16 protein-coding genes are annotated in these 23,762 nt (G+C 55.8%); 14 read left to right on the forward strand and 2 right to left on the reverse strand.

Going from position 1 to position 23,762, the window contains the following annotated elements; genetic code table 11:
* The first annotated feature begins 97 nt into the window (after positions 1-97).
* Both JX292_RS03500 and JX292_RS03505 read left to right on the forward strand, forming a co-directional pair.
* The gene (locus tag JX292_RS03500) at positions 98-349 is read left to right on the forward strand and encodes a DNA mismatch repair protein (protein WP_239653620.1); all 252 of its coding nucleotides are present in this window, start codon (positions 98-100) and stop codon (positions 347-349) included.
* Between the two features lie 271 nt (positions 350-620).
* Complete coding sequence (locus tag JX292_RS03505) at positions 621-863, forward strand: DNA mismatch repair protein (RefSeq protein ID WP_204861492.1); 243 nt, start codon at positions 621-623, stop codon at positions 861-863.
* Between the two features lie 292 nt (positions 864-1,155).
* Here JX292_RS03505 and JX292_RS03510 read toward each other — a convergent pair whose 3' ends face one another.
* Together JX292_RS03510 and JX292_RS03515 are read right to left on the reverse strand one after the other, a co-directional pair.
* Entirely contained in the window at positions 1,156-2,283 is a 1,128-nt protein-coding gene (locus JX292_RS03510) for a glycosyltransferase family 4 protein (RefSeq protein ID WP_204861493.1), read from the reverse strand.
* A 24-nt stretch (positions 2,284-2,307) separates the two neighbouring features.
* Positions 2,308-3,333 carry an alpha/beta fold hydrolase gene (locus tag JX292_RS03515; RefSeq protein ID WP_204861494.1) on the reverse strand — a complete coding sequence of 342 codons (1,026 nt, stop codon included), beginning with the start codon at positions 3,331-3,333 and terminating at the stop codon, positions 2,308-2,310.
* Positions 3,334-3,551: 218 nt separating this feature from the next.
* On the opposite strand from JX292_RS03515, the gene leuS reads away from it, so the two are divergent.
* From leuS to tpiA, 12 genes are all read left to right on the forward strand, one after another.
* A complete protein-coding gene (gene leuS, locus JX292_RS03520; protein ID WP_204861497.1) occupies positions 3,552-6,047 on the forward strand; it encodes a leucine--tRNA ligase in 2,496 nt (831 codons plus the stop codon).
* A gap of 178 nt (positions 6,048-6,225) precedes the next feature.
* Positions 6,226-7,287, forward strand: coding sequence for a DegV family protein (locus JX292_RS03525; protein WP_204861498.1), 1,062 nt, complete (start codon positions 6,226-6,228; stop codon positions 7,285-7,287).
* 571 nt (positions 7,288-7,858) lie between these two features.
* Positions 7,859-8,863 (forward strand): type I glyceraldehyde-3-phosphate dehydrogenase, encoded by a 1,005-nt coding sequence (gene gap / locus JX292_RS03530; protein WP_204861505.1) that lies wholly within the window; start codon positions 7,859-7,861, stop codon positions 8,861-8,863.
* A gap of 338 nt (positions 8,864-9,201) precedes the next feature.
* Positions 9,202-10,425, forward strand: a complete 1,224-nt coding sequence (locus JX292_RS03535; protein ID WP_204861507.1) for a phosphoglycerate kinase — start codon at positions 9,202-9,204, stop codon at positions 10,423-10,425.
* 485 nt (positions 10,426-10,910) lie between these two features.
* Positions 10,911-17,762, forward strand: coding sequence for a DUF6531 domain-containing protein (locus tag JX292_RS03540; protein WP_239653621.1), 6,852 nt, complete (start codon positions 10,911-10,913; stop codon positions 17,760-17,762).
* 82 nt (positions 17,763-17,844) lie between these two features.
* Positions 17,845-18,438, forward strand: a complete 594-nt coding sequence (locus tag JX292_RS03545) for a DUF6318 family protein (RefSeq protein ID WP_204861511.1) — start codon at positions 17,845-17,847, stop codon at positions 18,436-18,438.
* Positions 18,439-18,440: 2 nt separating this feature from the next.
* Complete coding sequence (locus tag JX292_RS03550) at positions 18,441-19,319, forward strand: DUF6318 family protein (RefSeq protein WP_204861512.1); 879 nt, start codon at positions 18,441-18,443, stop codon at positions 19,317-19,319.
* Between the two features lie 69 nt (positions 19,320-19,388).
* Positions 19,389-19,859, forward strand: a complete 471-nt coding sequence (locus tag JX292_RS03555) for a DUF6318 family protein (protein WP_239653622.1) — start codon at positions 19,389-19,391, stop codon at positions 19,857-19,859.
* Positions 19,860-20,442: 583 nt separating this feature from the next.
* Positions 20,443-21,042 carry a DUF6318 family protein gene (locus tag JX292_RS03560; RefSeq protein ID WP_204861515.1) on the forward strand — a complete coding sequence of 200 codons (600 nt, stop codon included), beginning with the start codon at positions 20,443-20,445 and terminating at the stop codon, positions 21,040-21,042.
* Positions 21,043-21,044: 2 nt separating this feature from the next.
* Positions 21,045-21,923 (forward strand): DUF6318 family protein, encoded by an 879-nt coding sequence (locus tag JX292_RS03565; RefSeq protein WP_204861517.1) that lies wholly within the window; start codon positions 21,045-21,047, stop codon positions 21,921-21,923.
* A 69-nt stretch (positions 21,924-21,992) separates the two neighbouring features.
* Positions 21,993-22,589, forward strand: a complete 597-nt coding sequence (locus JX292_RS03570; RefSeq protein ID WP_204861519.1) for a histidyl-tRNA synthetase — start codon at positions 21,993-21,995, stop codon at positions 22,587-22,589.
* 243 nt (positions 22,590-22,832) lie between these two features.
* Positions 22,833-23,609, forward strand: a complete 777-nt coding sequence (tpiA, locus tag JX292_RS03575; protein WP_204861522.1) for a triose-phosphate isomerase — start codon at positions 22,833-22,835, stop codon at positions 23,607-23,609.
* Positions 23,610-23,762 lie beyond the last annotated feature (153 nt).

Here is a 23,762-nt window from a genome sequence, read left to right on the forward strand (position 1 = left end):
TACTTTTTCGGTGCTAACCGAGAGGATATTGACGGTATCTATCACTCAACTTCGCGCACGCTTCACAACCGTGCGCACCAACGAAAGATGAATACTGGTGACTCAGACTATGATCACCCCCGCATACGAACCTGCATGCGGCGGGTCTGCTTCTGTACACAATTACGGCGTCACGCACCCGGACCCCGTATTGCTTGCCGATATGACTGTTGCTGAGCGAGGAGCCGTTTACCGCTACCTGGCGCGTTTTGCTGAGCTGGATGACGCAAAGATTTTCTATGCGTACGGCCACGCGTATGAGCTGGCCCGTAGGGATGCCGAGCGTGGCATCTGTGCAAGCCTGGTGTAGCCTCCACAATGAGCTTTTAGGAATGCTGTCGCACTCTTTGCGAGTGCGGCAGCATTTTTGTTATCCATGGTTTACGTCTTGGGGTGTTCATTATGGGTCCGTTATGGGAAGTACCTTGGATAACCCTTGAACATTGGTCAGTTCTTGGGTACTTTAGAGGTACACAACCACCACTGTGAAGAGGCTTTCGGTTATATCTGTGAGCCTATTCGCTGTGTTGCCCGGCGTGGCGTTTGCGCTGTAGCGGCGCCCTGATGAAAGGCCTTCGACGATGAGCCCCACTTATGATTACGAACCTGGATTTGGTGAATCGGTCACTGCGCGTAGTAACGGTATCACCCATCCTGACCCTGAGTTGCTTTCGGCTATGACGATGGCGCAGCGTGGTGCGGTGTGCCGCTACCTGGCGCGTTTTGCTGAGCTGGATGACGCGAAGATTCTCTACGCCTACACCCACGTTAACGATCTGGTGGCAAGGGAAGAGGCCCGCACCGGCTGCTTCACTGCGGTATAGCGGGTTTCTGCATCTGGGGGCGGTGAGGCTGCACCTTCCGGATGCGCCCTCAGGGTGCCCGAGCTCTGCGAGGGCGGGTTCCCTGCGTCGGCGCGGAGGAAGTGTGTAGCGAACCGCCGCTGTGCATCGTTTGCTGTACGCCGCATACGCCACTTGGCAACCACAAACCAAATACGAGAATGCCGCCGCACCCTCCCAAGAACCGGGGGAGTGCGGCGGCATTCCTGTGCCTAACGCCGTCATTTAGCGCCGCGTTGTATAAGCCTCGCAGGCCCAAGGGACCGCGCACGCATTAGAGCCCGCGCACGACTTCCAGCAGTTTGAGTGCCGAGTCGCGCCAGGAATAGCGGCGCACATCCGACAGGCCGTCAATAATCACGCGCTCGCGAACGGCGGGGTCCTCCAGGGAACGGATTGCCTTGACCCAGTCGGCGGTGTGTGCCTCCGGGGCACCGTCAACCGGCGCGAACACGGCGTGCGGCGCAATCTCACGGAAAATCGGGATGTCACTAATCACCGCGGGGCAACCGGCAGCCTGCGCCTCGACCACGGGCAGCCCGTAACCCTCCTCGCGGGAGGCAGTCACCAGGGCGTGCGCCCGACGGAGCAGCTGCTGGTACTCCTCGTCGCTCACGCCGTTGTGCACCTCCACGTTCTCACCGATGAGGCGTTCGTCGGTTAGCTGCACCAGGCGTTGCGGCGGCATCTTCGACAGCAGGTGCAGGCGGTAATCCGGAAGGGAACGCATCGCCAGCAGCAGGGTTTCAACGTTCTTGTACGGCATGAACGAACCCATGTACACCAGGTGCTTGACGGGCTGCTCTTCGCGGGTGGTGGCGCGCTCCAGGGCGGTCTGGCGGGAGACGACGCTACCGGGCTGCGGGGCGTTGGGCACCACGAACAGCGGCTTGGTGGTCAGCTCGTGCTCACGAATCAGCGAGGCGGTCGACTCGGAGACCGTCACGACCGCGTCGCCGTGGTTGAGCAGGAAGCGCTGCGGGGTGTAGGTCTTGTGGAAGAGCCGCCAGCCCACGCGCACCGGCGCGGGCAGGAACCCTGGCGGGGTCGGGTGCGAGTAGTAGATCAGATCGTGCAGGGTGAGGATCAGCTTGAACTTGCGTCCGGTGGAGCCGATGGTCTGCATGGGGGAGAACACCACGTCCGGCGCATACTTGTTCAGCTGTAGCGAGGCGGTCGGCTCGAGCGGGCCGGTGGGCGAGCAGATTTTCACGTGCGGCAGGTCGGGCAGCATGTCTAGCTGGCGATCGTCGCTAATAATCATGGTCAGGTCGAGGTCGGCGGCGGCTTCGTCACCGGTGTCGATGAGGGTTTTGAGCGCGCCCAGTAGGGAGGCGGTGTAGCGGCTGATGCCGTCGTGGAAGCCGATACGGGTGTATCGGGCGTCAACCATGAGTTTCATGTTGGTTCCTTACTTCTCGTTCCCTTAGCGTTCGGCGGCGAAATCGGCGATGAGTTCCGCGGCCAGGTGCGGGGTTTCGTAGTGGATGAGGTGCCCGACTTCGGGGATCATGTCCAGGCGCTCACGGGCGCCGGACGAAGAGACGGGTAGATTGCGGGAGGTGAGCGTCGCGTACATGGCACGGGCCGTTTCGGGGGTGCCCAGGTCGTCGTCTTCGGCGACGAGCATCTGCACCGGCACTCGGATGGCGGCGGCGTATTCGGCGGCGGTGTGCGTAATGGACGCTTCGTAGGCGCTGAGCACCCCGCGGCGCGAGCCGAAGGAGCCGAAGTAGGCGGCGTGCTGGCCGTTGATGAAGCGGCGCATCGCCCTATCCTTGGTACGCATCATGACCTCGCTGGAGAGGCGGGTAATCAGTTGCGAGCGCAGCAGTGGGTAGCCGATCTTCTCGGGTAGCGCCGCGCCGGCGCGGTAGTAGAGGGAGGCGAGGCGGGAGGCGACGCGCTGGCTGCCTTCGAGGGCGGGCTCGCTAATCGGGTTGATAAGCGAGAGCAGCGCGAGCGAGTTCGGGTGTGCGGCGGCGAAGGCGCTGGTGACGATGGAGCCGAAGGAGTGGCCGACCAGGTGCAGCGGTAGGGGGTGTGCATCCTTGCGGGCGGGATTGACGTGTTTCACGAAGTCGTTCAGCCACGCCACGTACGCGTCGATGCTGTCCTCGCTCGGGGCGCTTTCGGGCAGGTCACCGGAGCGGCCGAAACCGGGCAGGTCGGGGCTGATAATGCTGACGTTCGGGATGAGCTTCAGCAGGTAGTTCGCAATGATTTCGAGGCCGTGGTGGTCACCGCGGAAGCCGTGCACGAGTAGCACGGGGTAGCACCCCTCGGGGAAGGTACCGGAGCCCATGCCCTCGCCATACTGCCAGTAGCGGGTCGTGACCGCCTGCGCATCCGCGCCGATGCGCGCTTCGTGACCGGTGCCGGGGATGAGCGGGCCGGGTACGCCCTCGAGAACTGAGGTGCTGGGGGAGTCCGGGGTAACGGTGGAGGTCATGGGTACCTTTCGCGGGTCGGATGCGGGGAGGGCAGAGTCCCACTCCCAATTTTAGGGGAGAAGCCTGAAAAGCCTCTGGAGGGAGGTGCACTCCGGGCCCCTTGTGCATCCTCGGTTCGTCCACGGACTAATCAGTGTGGGCCTGGATCCATCCTGTTGCTGCTTTCGCGTTACACTTGGAGGGTTAAGTTTTGATCAACCGTCTTTAAGGAATCGCTGTGTCTGCTCAGGTAGAGACCGAACGCAACGAAAATGCGTACGACTTCCGCGCTATGGAAGCCAAGTGGCGCCCCTACTGGGACGAAACGAAGGTTTTCCAGCCCACCGGTGACGCCCCCAAGGGCCGCAAGTATGTGCTGGATATGTTCCCGTACCCCTCCGGTGACCTTCACATGGGTCACGCGGAGGCATTCGCTATTGGTGACATGAACGCCCGCTATTTCAAGCAGTGCGGCTACGATGTTCTGCACCCGATTGGCTGGGACTCCTTCGGCCTGCCCGCTGAGAACGCAGCTATTAAGAACGACACTCACCCGAAGGAGTGGACGTACAAGAACATTGAGACTCAGGCTGAGTCTTTCAAGCGTTACGCTATTGCCGCTGACTGGAGCCGCCGCCTGCACACCTCGGACCCCGAGTACTACAAGTGGACTCAGTGGCTGTTTGAGCAGTTCTACAAGAAGGGCCTGGCGTACCGTAAGGACTCCATGGTTAACTGGTGCCCCAGGGACCAGACTGTGCTCGCGAACGAGCAGGTTGTGAACGGTGCGTGTGAGCGTTGCGGTACTACCGTGACTAAGAAGTCGCTGAACCAGTGGTACTTCAAGATCACCGATTACGCGCAGCAGCTTCTGGATGACATGGAGCAGCTGGAGGGCAAGTGGCCTGACCGCGTGCTGCTCATGCAGCGCAACTGGATTGGCCGCTCTGAGGGTGCTGAGGTGCGCTTCGAGATTGAGGCGACCGAGGACCAGGCCGCTGAGTCCTTCACCGTGTTCACCACCCGCCCGGACACCCTGTACGGTGCAACCTTCATCGTGGTTGCTGCGGATGCGGCGTTTGCCGAGCAGATTGTGGCCCCCGAGCAGAAGGCCGCCCTGGAGCAGTACCGTGAAGACATTAAGGCACTGAGCGATATTGACCGCCAGTCCTCCGACCGCGAGAAGACCGGCGTGTTCACCGGCCGCTATGCGATTAACCCGCTGACCGGCGCGAAGCTGCCCGTCTGGGCCTCCGACTACGTTCTGGCCGACTACGGTACCGGCGCGATTATGGCTGTGCCCGCGCACGACCAGCGCGACCTCGAGTTCGCTCTGAAGTTCGACCTGCCCATCGTGAAGGTTCTGGACGTTGAGGGTGCTGAGGATCCGTCTACCAGCGGTGTTGCCGCAGCTGGCGATGGTGTGCTTGCCAACTCTGGTGAGCTGACTGGTCTGCCGAAGGCTGAGGCGATTGCTAAGGCTATTGAGCTGGTTGAGGCTGCTGGCACCGGTGAGGGTAAGGTCATTTACCGTCTGCGTGACTGGTTGCTGTCCCGCCAGCGTTTCTGGGGTACCCCTATCCCCGTGATTCACTGTGAGGACTGCGGCGAGGTGCTCGTGCCCGAGGACCAGCTGCCGGTTCTGCTACCTGATAACCTGCGCGGTGAGCAGCTGGCTCCTAAGGGCCAGTCGCCTCTGGCCGCCGCTGATGACTGGGCTATCGTGCCCTGCCCGAAGTGTGGCAAGCAGGCTCGCCGTGACTCGGACACCATGGACACCTTCGTGGACTCCTCCTGGTACTTCCTGCGCTACGTTTCCCCGAACTTCGATCAGGCTCCTTTCGACCCGCAGGCCATGAGCGAGTGGGGTGCCGTCGACATGTACGTTGGCGGTGTGGAGCACGCTATTCTGCACCTGCTGTACGCACGCTTCTTCACCAAGGTTGTTCGCGACCTGGGTCTGATTCAGCACGATGAGCCGTTCAAGGCCCTCATGAACCAGGGTCAGGTGCTCAACGGCGGCAAGGCAATGTCCAAGTCGCTGGGTAACGGCGTGAACTTGGGTGAGCAGCTCGACAAGTTCGGTGTGGACGCTATCCGCACCACCATGATTTTCGCTTCCCCGCCCGAGGATGACGTGGACTGGGCCGACGTTTCTCCCGCCGGCTCGCAGAAGTTCCTGGCTCGCGCCTGGCGCGTGGCTCAGGACGTCACCAGCGAACCCGATGTGGATGCAACCGCCGGCGACCTAGCGCTGCAGAAGCTGATTGCGCGCACCGTGCACGAGGTGCAGGGCCTGATTGAGGGCGGCAAGTTCAACGTGGTCGTCGCGAAGACCATGGAGCTTGTCAACGCTACTCGCAAGGCCATCGACTCCGGTGCCGGCGCGGCTGACCCGGCCGTCCGCAAGGCTGCCGAGACCATCGCTATCCTGCTCTCGCTGTACGCACCGTACACCGCCGAGGACATGTGGCACGTGCTCGGTCACGACACCCCGGTTCTGACCGCGGGCTTCCCCGAGGTTGACCCGGCCTTGCTGGTGGACGACACCGTCACCGCCATCATCCAGATTAAGGGCAAGGTGAAGGCTCGCTTGGAGGTTGCTAAGGACATCTCCGAGCAGGAGCTTCAGGAGCTGGCCCTGGCCGATGCCGCTGTGCAGCGTGCGCTGGGTGACGGCGAGATCCGCAAGGTGATTGTGCGTGCGCCTAAGCTCGTGAACATCGTGATCTAAGCTTCTTAGATAAAGTACAAGCCCCGCTGTGGCTTCGGTTCGTTCTGTGGAACGAACCCGGAGGTGCGGCGGGGTTTTGCCGTACTGCTGTAGTGGTGAGTGCCATAATGTTCAGGAAACGCTAGGAGAGACTTCGTCGTTGAATTATTCACTAACGAATCGAAAGAAGGGTCGGAATATGGAGCGAGAAAACAACACGGAGAACCGCATTGCCGTGGTCACCGATAGTGCCGCCGCCATCCATCCCGAACTGGTGGAGCGGCTGAGCGCTCGCGGGAACTTTGTCGTGGTGCCCATGCCCGTTACGATTCGCACGCCCGGTGCGGAGGACCGTAGCTTGCAGGGCCTCGGGGCCGCCGAGGTGGACGAAGCCATCATGCTCGCACACGTGATGGGTCAGACGGTGAGCACTTCCGGCCCGGCTCCTGGCGTATTTGCCGATGTGTATGACGAGCTGGCCTCGCGCGGCTTTACGCACGTGGTGTCTGTGCACCTCTCCGGCGAGCTTTCGGGCACGGTGGAGGCGGCACGCACCGGTGCGCGCCTGAGTCGCCTGGGTTCTACGGGCGTGAGCGTGGTGGATAGCCGCACGGTCGCGGGTGCTTACGGACACGCGGTGGTGCGTGCCTTGGAGGCGCTGAACTCTGCATCTGCAGGCGCGAGCGTTGAGAATCCGAGCGTTGAGTACCCGAGCCATGACTATCCCAGCCCCGCGCAGCTGGTGGACTACATTCACGCCGTCTGCGAGCAGTCCACGCTCTACTTTTATATCCCGACCCTGGATGCGTTGCGCCGCGGTGGCCGTGTTTCCCCGGCGTTGGCGATGGTGGGTCAGATGTTCCAGATCAAGCCGATTGGTACGATCGTCGAGGGCAAGTTGGCGTATGTGGAGCGCCCCCGCACTGCGGCGCGCGCTCTGGAGCGTCTGGTGGAGGTGACCGTGCAGACCTGCCGTGAGCATCAGCATGCGGCGGCGCTCAGCTCTGCCTCTGCAAGCTCTACTGCCACCGACCTTGTAAGCCTGGTCGCCGCTCCGCGCGGTGAGGTGGTTGCGGTGCATCATGTGGGTAACGCGTCGCAGGCTGTGCAGCTGTATGAGCAGGTTCAGCAGATGCTGGGGGAGAGCTCCCTGGTTCATGATGCTACCGATTCTTCAGCGCCGGAGTTTTTGGTGAGTGCGCTTCCGCCGGTGTTATCGGCTCATTCGGGTTTGGGGGCGGTGGCGCTGGTTGTTTATTAGGCATCGTGTACTAGCCGCCTATCCGGTGTGCCCGTGTTGACCCTGTGCTGTGTTCGCGCATGATGCGCCGCGGGCGATACGAAGTACGACACAAACGCTGTATGCCGGGAACATATTTAATCCGTTTTAGGGCTGTGGTGTGTCTTACGTTGGGGTCGTCTGTTTTCGCGTGAGAATTTGCACTGCGAGATACTTCGGGGAGCCTCTTTGAAGGCCATTCGCAGGCGAAAGGGTGTTTTTTACCCTCAGATTTTGCCTTGATATGGCACAGTTTTCGACAAATGTGCGTTTCGTGTGTGTTTATGTTGCCGTGACCGTATCGCAACATTTTCTGGGGGCGAACACAACGCAAACCAACAGAAAACAACGGGTTTTTGCCGGTTTTTATGGCATAACTCACGAAAATTTCTCGATGGAACACACCAAAACACACACGAACTAAGGTAGGATTGTTACCAACAACGGCGGAACGCACCGGGCACTACAGAGCACGGATGCATCCGGTCAGGCCACAAACCGCGAGTATCGGATCATGCACCCCGCCCAAACGCACTGACAAGGAGATACTTCAGTGACTGTACGCGTAGCAATCAACGGCTTCGGCCGCATCGGCCGCACCTTCTTCCGCGCAGCTCAGACCGAGGGCGTCGGCTTCGAGATCGTCGCAATCAACGATCTTACCGATGTTGCAACCCTGGCACACCTGCTCAAGTACGACTCCATCATGGGTCGTTTTGGCGAAGAGGTAGAGGTCAAGGAAGGCGCACTGGTTGTTGGCGGCAAGGAAATCAAGATTCTCGCCGAGCGTGACCCCCAGAACCTCCCCTGGAAGGAACTGGGCGTTGACGTAGTCCTCGAGTCCACCGGTTTCTTCACCGAAGGTAGCAAGGCAAAGGCACACCTCGAGGCTGGTGCTAAGAAGGTTATCCTCTCCGCTCCCGGTAAGAACATCGACGGCACCTTCGTCATGGGCGTGAACGACGACCAGTACGATGCAGCTAACCACCACATCGTCTCCAACGCTTCCTGCACCACCAACTGCCTCGCTCCGATGGCTAAGGTTCTGAACGACGCTTTCGGCATCAAGCGTGGTCTGATGACCACCATTCACGCATACACTGCTGACCAGCGTCTGCAGGATGCACCCCACCGCGACCTGCGCCGTGCACGCGCAGCAGCCGTGAACATGGTCCCCACCTCCACCGGTGCAGCAGCAGCTGTTGGCCTGGTTCTGCCCGAGCTGAAGGGTAAGCTGGATGGCTTCGCAGTCCGCGTTCCCACCATCACCGGCTCCATCACCGACCTGACCTTCACCGCTGAGCGCGAGGTCACCGTTGAGGAAGTCAATGCAGCAGTCAAGGCAGCAGCTGAGGGCCCCATGAAGGGCATCATCAAGTACAACGAGGATCCCATCGTGTCTAAGGACATCGAGGGCGAGCCCATCTCCACCGTTTTCGACGCACCGCTGACCAAGGTTATCGGCGACCAGGTGAAGGTTGTCGCTTGGTACGACAACGAGTACGGCTACGTTGCACGCCTCGTGAAGTTCACCAACAAGGTTGTGGCTTCTCTCTAAGCCTTACAGGCTTTGGCGCTTAGCTAAGCGTCATAAGCGTAACTAACACGCATAGTGAACCCCGGCACCACCGCATTAAGCGGGGGAGTCGGGGTTTGCTGTACCAAGACTCCTTTATAGGTCTTGAATAAAACTCTTAATAACGTATAAACATACTATTTTCTACCGCTCATTTTGAGTCAAAAATACCGTAAGAGAATAGGGGATGGAAGGTGTGAATATCCGCGACATTCCGCGGAGAAACACCTTATAAAAGCTTATTTTTTAGGCTGTCAAAATCCCTATTCTTCGGTATGATTGAAGCGGTATATAAACCCACCTAACCAGGAGGAAATCCCATGGCTAAGGCACTGTCCGAACTGCTCGAAGAAGGCGTCGCAGGCCGCCACGTCCTCGTTCGCTCCGACCTGAACGTACCTCTGAAGGACGGCGTCGTCACCGACGACGGCCGCGTCCGCGCATCCCTGCCCGTCATTGAGAAGCTCGCTAAGGCTGGCGCGCGCGTTATCGTCACTGCACACCTGGGCCGCCCAAAGGGCAAGGTCGACCCCCAGTACTCCATCGCACCGGCGGCAGCACGCCTGGCTGAGCTTGCATCCGTGCCCGTGAAGGTTGCAACCGACCTGGTTGGCGAGGATGCTAAGGCTAAGGCAGCTGGCCTGGCTGACGGCGAGGTCCTGGTTCTCGAGAATGTTCGCTATGACGCTCGCGAGACCTCCAAGGACGATGCAGAGCGCGGCGAGTTTGCCGACGAGCTGGTTGCACTGACCGGCGAGAACGGCGCATACGTGAATGACGCATTCGGTGCGGTTCACCGTAAGCACGCTTCCGTGTACGACGTTGCTAAGCGTCTGCCTGCATACCTGGGTGACCTGGTGAAGAAGGAAGTTGACGTTCTGGCTAAGACCCTGAATGATCCTGAGCGTCCTTTCGTGGTGGTCATGGGCGGCGCTAAGGTGTCCGATAAGCTCGCCGTGATTGACAACCTGATTGGTAAGGCTGACACCATCCTGATTGGTGGCGGCATGGGTTACACCTTTGCTTACGCACAGGGTTACGAGGTTGGTAAGTCCCTGCTGGAGAAGGACCAGGTTGAGAACGTTCTGCGCTACCTGAAGGAAGCTCCCGAGAAGGGTACCGAGATTGTTACCGCAGTAGACGTGGTCTGGGCTGACAACTTCTCCGCAGACGCTAACACTGAGGTTCGCCCCATTGATGACCTGACCGGTGGCAAGCTCGGCGCAGAGGCTGAGGGCCTGGACATCGGCCCCAAGACCCGCGAGATTTTCGCTGAGAAGATTAAGGGCGCAAAGACTATCTTCTGGAATGGCCCCGTGGGCGTGTTTGAGATCGCTCCGTTCGCGGCCGGTACCCGTGCCGTGGCTGAGGCCATCGTCGAGTCTGATGCGTTCTCCATCATTGGTGGTGGCGACTCCGCTTCGGCAGTTCGTAACCTGGGCTTCAAGGACGAGCAGTTCGGCCACATCTCCACCGGTGGTGGCGCTTCCCTCGAGTACATTGAGGGTAAGACCCTGCCCGGTCTGGAGGCACTGGGCGCCTAATCTGGGTGCACAGATTTAGTACACGGTTTTAGTGTAAGGAACCCCCGTCGGGGCGGTATTTCGGTACCGTTCCGGCGGGGGTTTCTGCATGCCCGGTTTATTATGTGGGGGAGGGGTGTGCGTGCAGCTCTACCGACAAGCGAATACGGACGGGCAAGACGCCCAGCTGTTGAGCCTAGCCGCACGCTGGCCTATCCGAAGGGTTTTAGCAACCTGTAGCATCCCTGGGACCCCGCCGGCGCGGTACTTGCGATACCGCGTTGGCGGGGGTTTTGATGGTTTCTTGCTGGACTTTTCGTGGCAGAATTTTTGCGGCTGAGGGGGAGGGGAGGGGTGGAATCCGTCCTGCTGAGTTCGTGTGCAGAGTGTGCGTGTGTTACCTTGAAGGGTGTGTGATTCTCACTGTCACCGAGAGGGAACACACATGCAATGAATGTGGGCGAGGAAGCTCGTTCACTGTCACATCAACTTCCGGAAGTAAATATATGGGTTACGTCCACGCTAATACTGAAGCTGTTCCTTTTGACTTTGAGAGCGCTGAGGCTCTCAAAACGCATTTGACGCATCTAACTCAGGTAATTGAGCATCAGCTCCCTGCTCGCTATGGGGCCGATGGTACTTGCGGTGCTGCTCAGCTCGCTCTGGAGGGATTCACCGGTGGCTATGCACGAGTGTATAGGGCGAAGCTTGCTTCGTCATTTGCGCTGTTGCGAGAGTTTAAAGAGTGCTTTAGCAACGCAGCTCGTAATATGGATATTTATATTAAAGCTGCTCGCGAGGAAGAACGCATTCGCCGAGAGATTACTAAATGGGAAAAGCTCAAACAACGTAAGGAGATGCTTTCTGAAGCATCAAAGGGGAAGGAATTCTCTCCCGGGCATTTGATGACCCCAAGTCCTGAAGAACTCGCTGAGCTTCCCCCTCGTCCTATGCCTTCCCATCCTCCGCATTTTGAGGTCTACACACCCCGCCCTGTAGCAGATTCCCTTACCGGTGGTCAGGGAAGCGTTGTATCTTCGGGAGCCTCTCAGAGCACTCTTGGTCGTTTTGCGGAGGAAAGCTCCTCCGCTCGGGGTACTCAACGTGTGAATACCCGTGCTGCAATTGCCTCTGCTGGTTCCACAGTTTCTATCATTCCGCATAATGTGTATCAGTATGGTCAGATTACTTTTTCTATGAATGCTGAACTTGGCCAGGCACAGCATCGCGTCGCGTCCACCTATGTTCAGTTCCGTTCGAATACTTCATGGGGAACTTTTAACGCTGATTCTTTGATTGCTGCGTTGCACACCTGGATTGAAGATGTGTATGAAGATGCTACCTGGCTAGGAAAAGTTGCTCAGGTAATGCTTGATGCTGCAACATATGGCAATCTCACTAGTGCTTCGGTGGAGGGTTCTGTTGATCTTTCCGGGCCTGGGGCAAAGGCTCAAGTTAGCCTCGAAATGAACTTTCTGAATGAGCTGGTGCATGATGATATTCCCATGCATCATCTACTGCAGGTTCCTGGCGCGAGCATTACTGGTGTAAATATCTCGTCCGGCTATGCAAATGACCCCGTCAACGTTGCAACCGGTAACTTCATTGAAGGTGAAGTTGACCTTCGCTCTCGCGTGAATTCGGTGCTACGTCTTGAGCGTACCTACAACAGTGTTCTCGCCGCCCTCCAGAATGCCCCTCGTGGTGCTTTTGGTAAGGGCTGGTCAAGCATGCTGGACAGCCGACTTGAGCAAAACTCCGACAGCATCTCATGGCACACTGCTGACGGCCGTGAACTCGTCTTTGAACGTGATGCTAACTCAGCAAGCGGGTATGCACGGACCCCCAACGCCCCCTACTGGTTGGAGAAGGTAACCAAGTCGGCTCTAGACGCAGCACCTACACATAATGTGGAATCAGCCTCTGCGCCCTTCGAAGAAAGTACCGAAGGACAAGAGGCACTTTGTCGCGCCCTATACTCGGCTGTGAATAAAGCGGTCAAGTCCGCCTATCATCTATCGCAAGCGTCCTGTGAAGTAGCGGAATCGACTGAACCCACCTACTACTGGTCAGTTACTAACCATTCTGGTAGCCGTTATTTGTATGCTCCTTCAGGCGAATTGGTTGCTTTCATGGAGGGGCACCCCAGCTCAGCTGTAGTTGCTCTGTACAGCCGTGGCCCGAAGGCTAATGACGATGAGGAGTTCGTAGCGCAGCGACCGAGCGCTTTGATTCAGCCTCTTAGCGCGCAGGGCATTGTTGTCAGCTATGATGCACAGGATTTTGTATCTGGAGCATCTCTCGTCAACTTCTGTGAAGGCTCCTCTGAAGAACATTCATCAGCACAGGTCGAAAGCCAGCTGAACGATGCGCGCTATATCTACAATTCTGCTGGCGTACTTTGTGAAGTTCAGCGACCTGATGGTATCCGCCGTTATGAACAGACGGAGGATAACCTCATCCACCGTGTCTGGAATGAAACGGGATATTGCGAGGTCGAGAATAGCTATGACGCTGACGGCCGCATCGTAGCCCAGAAGACCGAGCATGGTCGAAATATTAGCTACCGCTATGAGCACGGTCTAATGACCGTGATTGAAGATTCCGGAACCGGTGAGCACGCTAATATTTGGCGCTCAAACGAACACGGTCAGCTTGTTTCCCTTGTGGCTGGCGACGGAAGCCGTCAATCCATGCGATACAACTCCTACGGTTACCGGACCTATATCTGCGAGCGTGACGGATCCGTGACGCATCGTAGCTACGATGAACGTGCTCGCCTTGTCTCGGAAAATACTCCGGAAGGTGCAGTCCACCGTTATACGTGGGATGAGTACGACCGTATGATTGCCCACCGAATTATGAATAAGAATCGGCGTGCAGGCACCCTCACCGAAACACGCTATGCCTACTCCCAGAACCCGCTGGACCCTAACCCCCTGACTATTACCCATAACGGAGGCAATACAACTTATCTTGAATGGGACAACGCCGGTCATTGCACCGCCGTCGCTGATGAATCAGGATTTAAGCAGCACTTTACCTACAATGACCGTGGGCAGCTTCTGAGCTCCACGGACTCTAGTGGTGCGCAAACGCAGTATTCGTATGATGTTGCTGGCAACCTGAGCTCAGTAACTAATCCTCTCGGCAATACCCAGTATTTTGAGTGGGATGCGAGTGGGCGACTCAGCACGGTGGTCGATGCGATGGGTGCTCGTTGGGGTTTGTCTTATGCAGAAGCAGCTCAGAACGCTACGCCGACCTCCGAGCAGCACTTGACGGCACTGACCGACCCTGAAGGTAACATCACTACTTTTGAATACTCAGCTGGTCACCTAAGCGCCGTGATTGACCCTATGGGAAACCGAACCAGTGTCGAACGCGACACCTGGGGCAACGTTATCTCCATGACTGACGCCGCAGGAGCCCAGACCCATTATGAATACGACGAACTCTCGCAGCTCGTCGCTATCATTGACCCCTGCGGGGCTCGTACCGAGTACGAATATTCTCTAACTGGCGACCTGAGTCGCATGGTGGACGCTACTGGTGTAGCTTTGAGCATTACCCACTCGCGCTCTCACGGTGAGTATTCAATGCGAGTTGAGGGCGCGTCCGGTAACTATGCCGTTGTAACTGATGCCCTGGGACGAATTGTTTCTGCATCAAATTCTCTGATGACTATGGTGCCGGGTCTGGGTCCCGTTGGGTCTTTGCACTCTGATTCTTCTCTTGCGGGGCTTGCTTCAGCAGGTAAGCAGCCTTCTGAGCGTCCTGCGGGTCCTTGGGCGTCGTGGAGCTTGGTGCAGCCGGAACTTCGTATTCCCACTATTTTGGGTTCCCGCGATAACGTAGCGCGAGGCGATAGCGCCCTTACTGCTGCTCATCTTCCGTCTGTTATGACGATGTTTGAGAACCGTCAGGATATGGCGGTTCTCTTTGGGGTGCCCGTTCCTAAGTTGAACATTCCGGACGCCTCTATCCTCTTTGACTCTTCCTCAGATACTTCTGTAAAGGCTGGGTATAACGCTCACGGTCAGGTCGCTCAGATTAGCTCTGCCGATGGAGGGGTAGCTAGTTTCGAGTACGATGCTCAGGGACGCATGAGCCGTAGCATCAGTGCAGCTGGTCGAGAGACTTTCTTTGAATATGATGCGGTGGGCCGTTGTACCAGCCAGAAAACCCTCAAGAAAACGAGCGAGCTCGATACTGACGAAGGTTACCTGGAGACTATCTTTACTTACGATCTCGCAGGTCGTTTGTTGGAGAAGACCATTCGGGATTCTGCAGATACTTCAGCTGCCCCGTCGCGCCTTGTACAGTACACCTATGATGCTGCTGGCCGACGCGTTAAAGAAGATACGGGGGAGAAGGTCACCTGCTACAGCTACACTTCACGTGGACTTATTGCATGTATTGAAGATAGTGTTGAAGGTACTCGTTCTTTCTCATACGATGCGGCAGGTCGCCTTATTAGCGTTGATGACGCTTTGGGCGGCACCTCCCGCTGTGAGTATGATGCCCTCGCACGTCCTCTGCGCTGGATTACGCCTGCGGGTATCGTAACGAGCTATGAATGGGATGGGGCAGGACGCCTTCTGCGTGAAGAACGCTCAGGTACAAGTTTTACGGTTGAAAATGCGGCAGACTCTCTCGTACGTACTTTCTCCTACGATGCTGCAGGCCGTCTTCTGACGATGAATGACGGCGAACGTATCCGTTCGTTTGAGTACGATTACGCTTGTGGTGGTGTACTCCGCTCAGTCACGGTTGATGGTGAAGTTCAGGGAACTTTTGAATATTCCTTGATGAGTGGACGTGGCTCTCAGCAGGGCACGTTGAAGGTTTCGGTAAATGATGCAAAGGCAGAGCACATCTATGAGTACTCTGCATCTGGTAGGTTACTGAGCCGTACTCGCGTACCCCATGGTGATATGAGCATGAAGCGCATCTCAAGTACGGTGTCTATTGCTGATCACATCACGGGTATTCTTTGTGCCCCGGACGCGAACCAGCGTACTCTGCATGCTTTGCAAGCGTTTAAGCAGCGTGGTGAGTACACGCTGAACTATACCTACGACGCTGATGGCGTTCTGGTAATGAGTAGCAACCCGTACGGTTCAGTCCGCTGGATGCCTGACGGCGCCGGACGAGTGCGCCATACCCACTCTAAGGACGCCTTTGCTCGTACCAAGGAGATGGAATTTACCCATGCTCCGTGTGGTGCCCTAACTTCGGCGCGTACAGATGATAGTCATGCAGTGTGGGAACTCGATCCTGTTAAGAATGTTCCCGTTGGATACAAGGTGGAGCGTACCGGTACCCGTGAGTTGGGAACTGGTACTGCACCTGTAAGTACGTTTGTTGCTCATGTGGAACGTGATGTTTATTCTCAGGTTGCTGTTTGCACGCTTGAAGATGCAGAAAATAAGTCTGGGGCACACACTATGAAGTATCGCTATGATGCTTCTGGCGCTCTTACCTCTGTATCTGATGGTATTCAGGAACGAACCTGGACCTACGAAAACGGCATGATGGTCGCCGAGGCATTGTATAAGCGCAATTGTGAGCAGGGAAATAACGCCCTGCTTCTGGAACGCGCCTTCAGTCATAATTCAGTTGGTCTACTCAGCGCTGTTTCTGAGGCACAGTATGGTGCCGATGGGACTGTCCAGAATCGTTCTCGAACTGAGTATTTCTATAACGCTGCCGGTGAGCGCGTCCGTGAGGTGACCACGGACGAGCTGACCGGACAGCGCCGTGAGCGTACCCTTGGGTGGGGTAACATGGGGCAGGTGAACGCTATTCGCCAGGATGGTGAAGAATGGTCATTGCTCCATGATATGACTGGTGAGCTTGCCTCCGTGCATACTAGCACTACGGTTGATGTCCCCAATGCATCTATGCCTTTGATGTGGGATGCTATCTCATCCGTACCTATGGTGCTGGGTGTGGGCGGAATGAGTGCTGGTTCTGTGCTAGAGAATATCTCTTCTACAGAGGAACTGGGCTATGGCTTGGGCTGGTCTATGTCTTCTAACCCGTGGGAAAGCGATGTAGTCGCTGTGCCTGCTGTTTCTGGCCTTGGCATGGTTAGTGCTGGTCCGGCAGCTTCCTCAGTCAATATTGCTAGCCTTGATTTCATGGGTTTCCGTGTAGCTGATGCTGGCGTGCACCGTTTTGTGTCCACCGATGCTTTGAGCTCGGTACCGGGTATTACGCATGGTATGGATGTGAACTCTTTTGTGGGTTGGAACCCTATCTCTCTAGTTGACCCGTGGGGTTTGCGCCCGATGTCGGTGCGGGAATTTAGGGACTACCAGGTTGAGTCAACAGAGTTTAAAAATTCCATTCTTGCTGCAGGCGTGACTGCCGCTAAATTGGTAAGTTTTCCGATACTAGCTGTGTTGACGGCACTCTATAATTCAGCGTATGGAGCCCTTACCATCGATCAATATAGGGATAGCGAGAGGCCAAAGATTAGGGACTTGAATGTTCAGCGACAGTATGGACATAGTGGAGATATCCCCGATGTTCCTCCGAGAGATATTCATGAATTGGCTCAACGTATGAATTCTGTCAATGATAATCCATACGTTAAGGAGATGGAAAAATCTCAAGAAAATGCAGGCTATTCCTCCGTCCAGATTGATGTTTATAAAAATGAAAGTACGGGAGAGAAAGTCGCATACGTGTATATCCCAGGGACAGATTTTGATAATATGAGTAAACAAGGTGAGCTTGGATCTATTGGGAACAATCTTGGTTTGGCTGGTAATAAATCAAATAAATCAATTGATGATTTGTCGCCGTATCATCGAATGGTAGAAGAAGCAATGCGCAAGGCAAAACTGGGTGATATGGATCGTGTTGTCATGGTTGGTCATTCTCAAGGCGGTGCTGTAGCGTACTCTCTGGCTAATAATAAGGAATTTAATAGCAAATATAAGGTGTCTAATGTTGTTACCTATGGTGCGCCGACAGCAAATCTCGAGCGTCAACAAGAAGATTTGAAAAATCATTTTAACTATGTTGCTGTGGTGAACAATGTGGATCCTGTCCCCAGCTTGACACCGTTTCGAGGTGATGATCCCGCAAACCGTGTACATGTTGTAGAAAGCGACAAGGCTGAGGCGGGTATGGACTCTCATGGTATGAATATTTATGTCGATGCTACCCAGCGGTACGTTGGTAGTGGCTATGGTGATGATGAGGGAGTGAATATTGACTCCCAGGCGTATAGTTCGCAGCAAGAAGTTTCAGGGCAAGAAGAAGGGACAGGAATGTACACAGGAAGAAATACATCAAGGAGCACACCTTTTAGTCGAGCATTGCGAGAGAATTGGAGATGGTAACCATATTGCTTTGTAATTTTACCGTTTATGACATCGCAGTATCCAAAATATAATTATAGATATACAAATCTCGAGGGGACATGTGGCTGAGAAGATAAGTAAGCCGTTTTTCGACGATAAAGATTATCGGCGTGAATACAAATTGCGTGAGACTGATTTGATTGGGATTTACACCCCAGCAGATCAGCAACACCCTGCATATTCTGCGCCGCCACCTGATTACGAGAATGCATTCAGTCGAGACATGACATCGCAATATTTGAAATATCATTGCGAGTATTACTTCGCATGCCAAAACTATATGCTTTTGGCATCCGATTCGCGGCGCCTCGAATATGCAATGACGGCCGAAGAACTATTCTTCCCCGCCATTCAAGATATCTTTGACGACGGAAAAGGATGGGTCATCACCCCCAACCAACAAATCCTGACCATGCATATTCTCGAAGCACAACCGCGCATCCATAACGAAGAACAAAAAATCTTCGACTGGAACGTCAAATTCGACATCCTTCCGGAAGCAAAAGTCTTCCGGAAAGACACCGGGCAGCTACAGCCCATCACCGAATTCGACACGCGTGGACTCCTCCGCGACAGAGCAATCCACGGCACCCTGCGCTCCCGTTTCCTCAATCCCGGATGGGACATCCACTTCATCCCCGAAAAGGAGGCCTAACCATGGGACCCCAACACAAGGAACAGGAAACGAACACCCCGCAGAACTCCTCCCAGGAAACTCCGCCGGTATCTTCTGGTCAGCTACTCGCTCACCAGTCAGAGCCGCGGAAGCCCCGTTTCTCACGCCGCACCCTCGCAATAGCAGGTGCAGGTACCCTCGGCGCTCTCATCGTCGGTCGACAGACCGGTATCCTCGCCACCAATGAGGAAAAGCAAGAAGCGCGCCTTTTCAAACGAGACAAGGTGCTGGCTTCCCTTGAGCCGACTGAGAAGTTTGATGAGCTTGTCAAACAGGGTGATTCAACTGGTCTGCTCGTGTATACCGCCTACGAACGCAACGGCAGGTACGTACCCGCCACCGAAGAGCACGCCGCTCAGAATGCGCCGTACCCCGTTCTGCAGCCGGGAATGAATGAGTATAACCGCGGTGGTTTCTACATTTTTCAGGCGTACTTTTACGCAGCTCTGAACTATTTCTACTACACCGGAGATACCAAACCGCTCTCTGAAGTGATTAACCCCGAAGAGATTATCTCTCCCGAGCTTCTTCGGCTGTACCGGGAAAACCGCGGCTGGCTTATCGCCAATCAGGACGTGTACCGTGTACAGGTCACAATTCCAGGTATCGGTAGACGCCAAAAGAACGGTCGCAATATCAGCGAATACCAGGCAAGGCGCCGTATTCGCGATGAGGCCGTCTTCTACGTGCCCCAAACGGGGGAGAAGCTACCCATTGATAAGTTCTTGAAGACCGGTGAGGAAGAGTACGCTTTCCTCTGCGCGGAGCACCTGCGCGGCCGCTGGGTGCTCGTGGAAGACGATAAGGACGCCACGCCACTGTACCCTCCGGGATTCTCCCTCGAAGGGCTAGAGGTATAAGAACCCACCTTCCCGGTAGCCGCACGACATCACCGATAACCACACCACACCAACCACCCTAGGAGACATATGGAACAGACGCCCCAGAACCCTGGCGCGCCCGCGCAGGATAGCACCGTGCAGGGTAGCCACTTGCCGGGCGATACGGAGCCTCTATCTAAGGTTACGGACCCCGAAAAGGTGCTGCACCCCGATATTCTTCGCTTGTACAGGGAGAAGCGCGGGTGGATTATTTCGGCTGATAAGAATGTGCTGAGTGCCAATGTTGCTGATGATCTTATCGCCGGTGAAAAGGCTAAAAATACGAGCCGAAATATCCTGGTGAGCACCCTGTACACGACTAAGGCTAAGGACCTTGCGTTTTACGTTAAGGAGACGGGGGAGAAGCAGGATATCCGCAAATATTTGAGGTACCTGGGGCGTTTCTCGCTGGCGGTGGAGCATCTGCGTGGTCAGTGGGTGATTGTGGTTGACCGCGACGGCTACAGCAACCGCAACACCTACGAGCCGATCTACCCGAAGGGTTTTGGCAACCTATAGTGTCCCTGGGCCCCCTCCGGCGCGGTACTTTCGGTACTGTGCTGGCGGGGGTTTCTTGCTGGACTTTCTTGGTGGGCTCTTCGCGGTTGGCTATGGGAGGCGGAATCCGTCCTGCTGAGTTCGTTTGCCGCGGGCGCGTGTGTTACCTTGAAAGGTGTGTGATTCTCACTGTCACCGAGAGGGAACACACATGCAACGAAAGTGAGCGAGGAAGCTCGTTCACCGTCACATCAACTTCCGGAAGTAAATATATGGGTAACGTCCACGCTAATACTGAAGCTGTTCCTTTTGACTTTGAGAGCGCCGAGGCTCTCACGATGCATCTTAAGTACCTAACTCAGGCAAGTCAGATTTTTACTCGCTAGAGCTATTTATTCGTTTAATAATCTAAGTTGTTACCTGAACAATGAATGTTCTTCTTGAGATGATTCAGTGAATATTTCAACTCTTAATAATTGAATTATTTTTGTGTAAACCCCAGGATACGGCAGGTGAGAGATTCAAGGGTGAAAATATGCAAAATAGATTCGTCAATTCAAATTAGCGTTAGGTAATGAGAGATATATTTTAGGAAGGAGAGGAAATGACTGTCGACCCGGAGTGGACTAAAAAATTCTTCAACCAAGAAGACTACAGGGGAGCATACCATCTTGTCGATACGGACATGATTGGAATTTACACCCCGGCAAATCAGCAGCACCCTGCATATTCTGCGCCGCCGCCAGATTACAGCTATACGTTTACTAAATTTCTAACGTCCGCTGATTTGGAATTCTATAATATCTACTATTATCAATGCCAAAACTATATGCTTTTGGCATCCGATTCGCGGCGCCTCGAATATGCAATGACGGCCGAAGAACTATTCTTCCCCGCCATTCAAGATATCTTTGACGACGGAAAAGGATGGGTCATCACCCCCAACCAACAAATCCTGACCATGCATATTCTCGAAGCACAACCGCGCATCCATAACGAAGAACAAAAAATCTTCGACTGGAACGTCAAATTCGACATCCTTCCGGAAGCAAAAGTCTTCCGGAAAGACACCGGGCAGCTACAGCCCATCACCGAATTCGACACGCGTGGACTCCTCCGCGACAGAGCAATCCACGGCACCCTGCGCTCCCGTTTCCTCAATCCCGGATGGGACATCCACTTCATCCCCGAAAAGGAGGCCTAACCATGGGACCCCAACACAAGGAACAGGAAACGAACACCCCGCAGAACTCCTCCCAGGAAACTCCGCCGGTATCTTCTGGTCAGCTACTCGCTCACCAGTCAGAGCCGCGGAAGCCCCGTTTCTCACGCCGCACCCTCGCAATAGCAGGTGCAGGTACCCTCGGCGCTCTCATCGTCGGTCGACAGACCGGTATCCTCGCCACCAATGAGGAAAAGCAAGAAGCACGCCTTCTTAAACGGGATAGAGCACTTATCGAGCTGGCACCTGAACAAAAATTTGATGATTATGTCGACAGCGGAAGCTCATCTGGTCTGCTCGTGTATACCGCCTACGAACGTAAAGGCAGGTACGTGCCTGCAACCGAAGAGCATGCCGCTCAGAATGTGCCCTACCCCGTTCTGCAGCCAGGCATCGATGAATATAGTCGGGGCGGTTTTTATACTTTCCAAGCATATTTTTATGCTGCCTTGAACTATTTCTACTACACCGGAGATACCAAACCACTATCCGAAGTAGTTACTCCTGAAAAAGTGGTATCTAAAGAGATTCTTGAAATGTATCAGAGAAACCTTGGGTGGATTGTTTCTGCCCAGGATCTCTACCAGGTAAGAATTAGGATTCCCGGAATCGGTACGCGGTCTAAAAACCGCCGCAAGATATATCAATACCAGGGATCCACCTTTATCCCTGAAGATGCATATTTCTATGTACAACAGACAGGAGAGAAACTACCTATCAATAAGTTCTTGAAGACCGGCGAGGAGGAATATGTATTCCTTTATGCTGAGCACCTGCGCGGCCGCTGGGTGCTGGTGGAAGACGATAAGGACGCCACACCGCTGTACCCTCCGGGATTCTCCCTCGAAGGGCTAGAGGTATAAGAACCCACCTTCCCGGTAACCGCACGACATCACCGATAACCACACCACACCAACCACCCTAGGAGACATATGGAACAGTCGCCCCAGAACCCTGGCGTACCCGCACAGGGGAGCGCCGCGCAGGGCAGCCCCTTGCCGGGGAATACTGTGCCGAGTAACGCTGCGCAGGGTCATACCGCGCAGAGCACCACTGCTGAAAGCGCCGCGGTAGATGCTACTGCAGTACCTACCGTAACCGCCCTCCAGAGCCCCGAACATGAGCCGGCCGTAGCTGGCGCCGCCTCCACGGTTCCCAGCGAAGCAGTAGCGACCCAGAACGCACCCGCAGAGCCCAAGCGCATGGGCCTCTACTCGCTCATCTGCCTCCCCACCGGTGGATTCACGGCTTACTTCATCGCAAACGCTCCCTACCTCTGGATGTACTACGCCTATTGGGAATCTTCCTCGGTAGCAACGACTACTCTCATTATTTCGTTTGTTGTTTTGCTGTGCGTCTGCTTCACCTACTGTGCTCTTGCAGCGCTCATCGTTGAGAAGATCGCTACCCGAAAACTGCCCTGGAAGCGTTCCCTCGCCATAAGTGCGCGTGCTACCGCGCTTCTTGTGATAGTTCTGACGTTTGTCTTCTTCTGCTACACGTCGTACCTTCTCCGAGGCGGCTACTAACACACCGTAGACAAACACCACCGGCAGAATACCGGCAGGATAGAGCCCCTAAGCTCCGCCCTGCCGGTACTTTATATTCGGGGCTCAACACAATCAGCGAGCGTGGGGTGAGAATGCTCATCAGAGAGCATAAAAAGGCGCGGAACCGGTGAAAATATGCCGGCAACCCTCTAAAATGGGAAAGGAAAATTCCGAACAACAACCCCGCACGGCATACCGCGCGGGACAGCTAAGGAGCGAACTATGTCGCGTAAGCCCCTCATCGCAGGCAACTGGAAGATGAACCTCAACCACGCAGAGGCAGTCACCCTCGTCCAGAAGCTCGCATGGACCCTCGACGACGCAAACTTCAACTTCTCCGCAACCGAAGTTGCCGTCTTCCCGCCCTTCACCGACATCCGCTCCGTGCAGACCCTCGTCGAGGGCGACAAGCTGGACATCCTCTACGGCGGCCAGGACCTCTCCGTCCACGACTCCGGCGCATACACCGGCGAAATCTCCGGCGCATTCCTCTCCAAGCTCGGCGCAACCTTCGTGCTCGTCGGCCACTCCGAGCGCCGCACCTACCACCACGAAAGCGACGAGCTGTGCGCAGCAAAGGTCCAGGCAGCATACAAGCACGGCCTGACCCCCGTCCTCTGCGTCGGTGAGCCCCTCGAAATCCGCGAGGCAGGAACCCACGTCGAGTACACCCTCGAGCAGCTGCGCGGCTCCATCGCGGGCCTGACCGCAGAGCAGGCAGAGACCCTGGTTGTTGCTTACGAGCCCGTCTGGGCCATCGGCACCGGCAAGGTCGCAACCGCAGACGACGCTCAGGAAATGTCCGCAGCTATCCGCGCAGAGATCGCAAAGCTCTACTCCGCAGACGTTGCAGAGAAGGTCCGCGTTCTCTACGGCGGCTCCGTCAAGTCCTCCTCCGCACCCTCCATCATGGGTAAGGAAGACGTGGACGGCGTGCTCGTCGGCGGCGCATCCCTGCAGGCTGAAGAGTTCGCAGCCATCGCACGCTTCGACGCATAAAGCATTGACGCACTACAGCGTCTCATAGCGTTACGGCGCTCGGCCGGGTACCCACCCGACCGGGCGCCGCGCCTTTTAACCGCGCTTCCTCACGGGTGCGCCTCCGTAAGTCTGTGAGCGCAGGTAGCAAAACGACGGGGAGTTGCGTTAAGA

Source organism: Rothia mucilaginosa, assembly GCF_901875305.1.
GTDB lineage: Bacteria > Actinomycetota > Actinomycetes > Actinomycetales > Micrococcaceae > Rothia.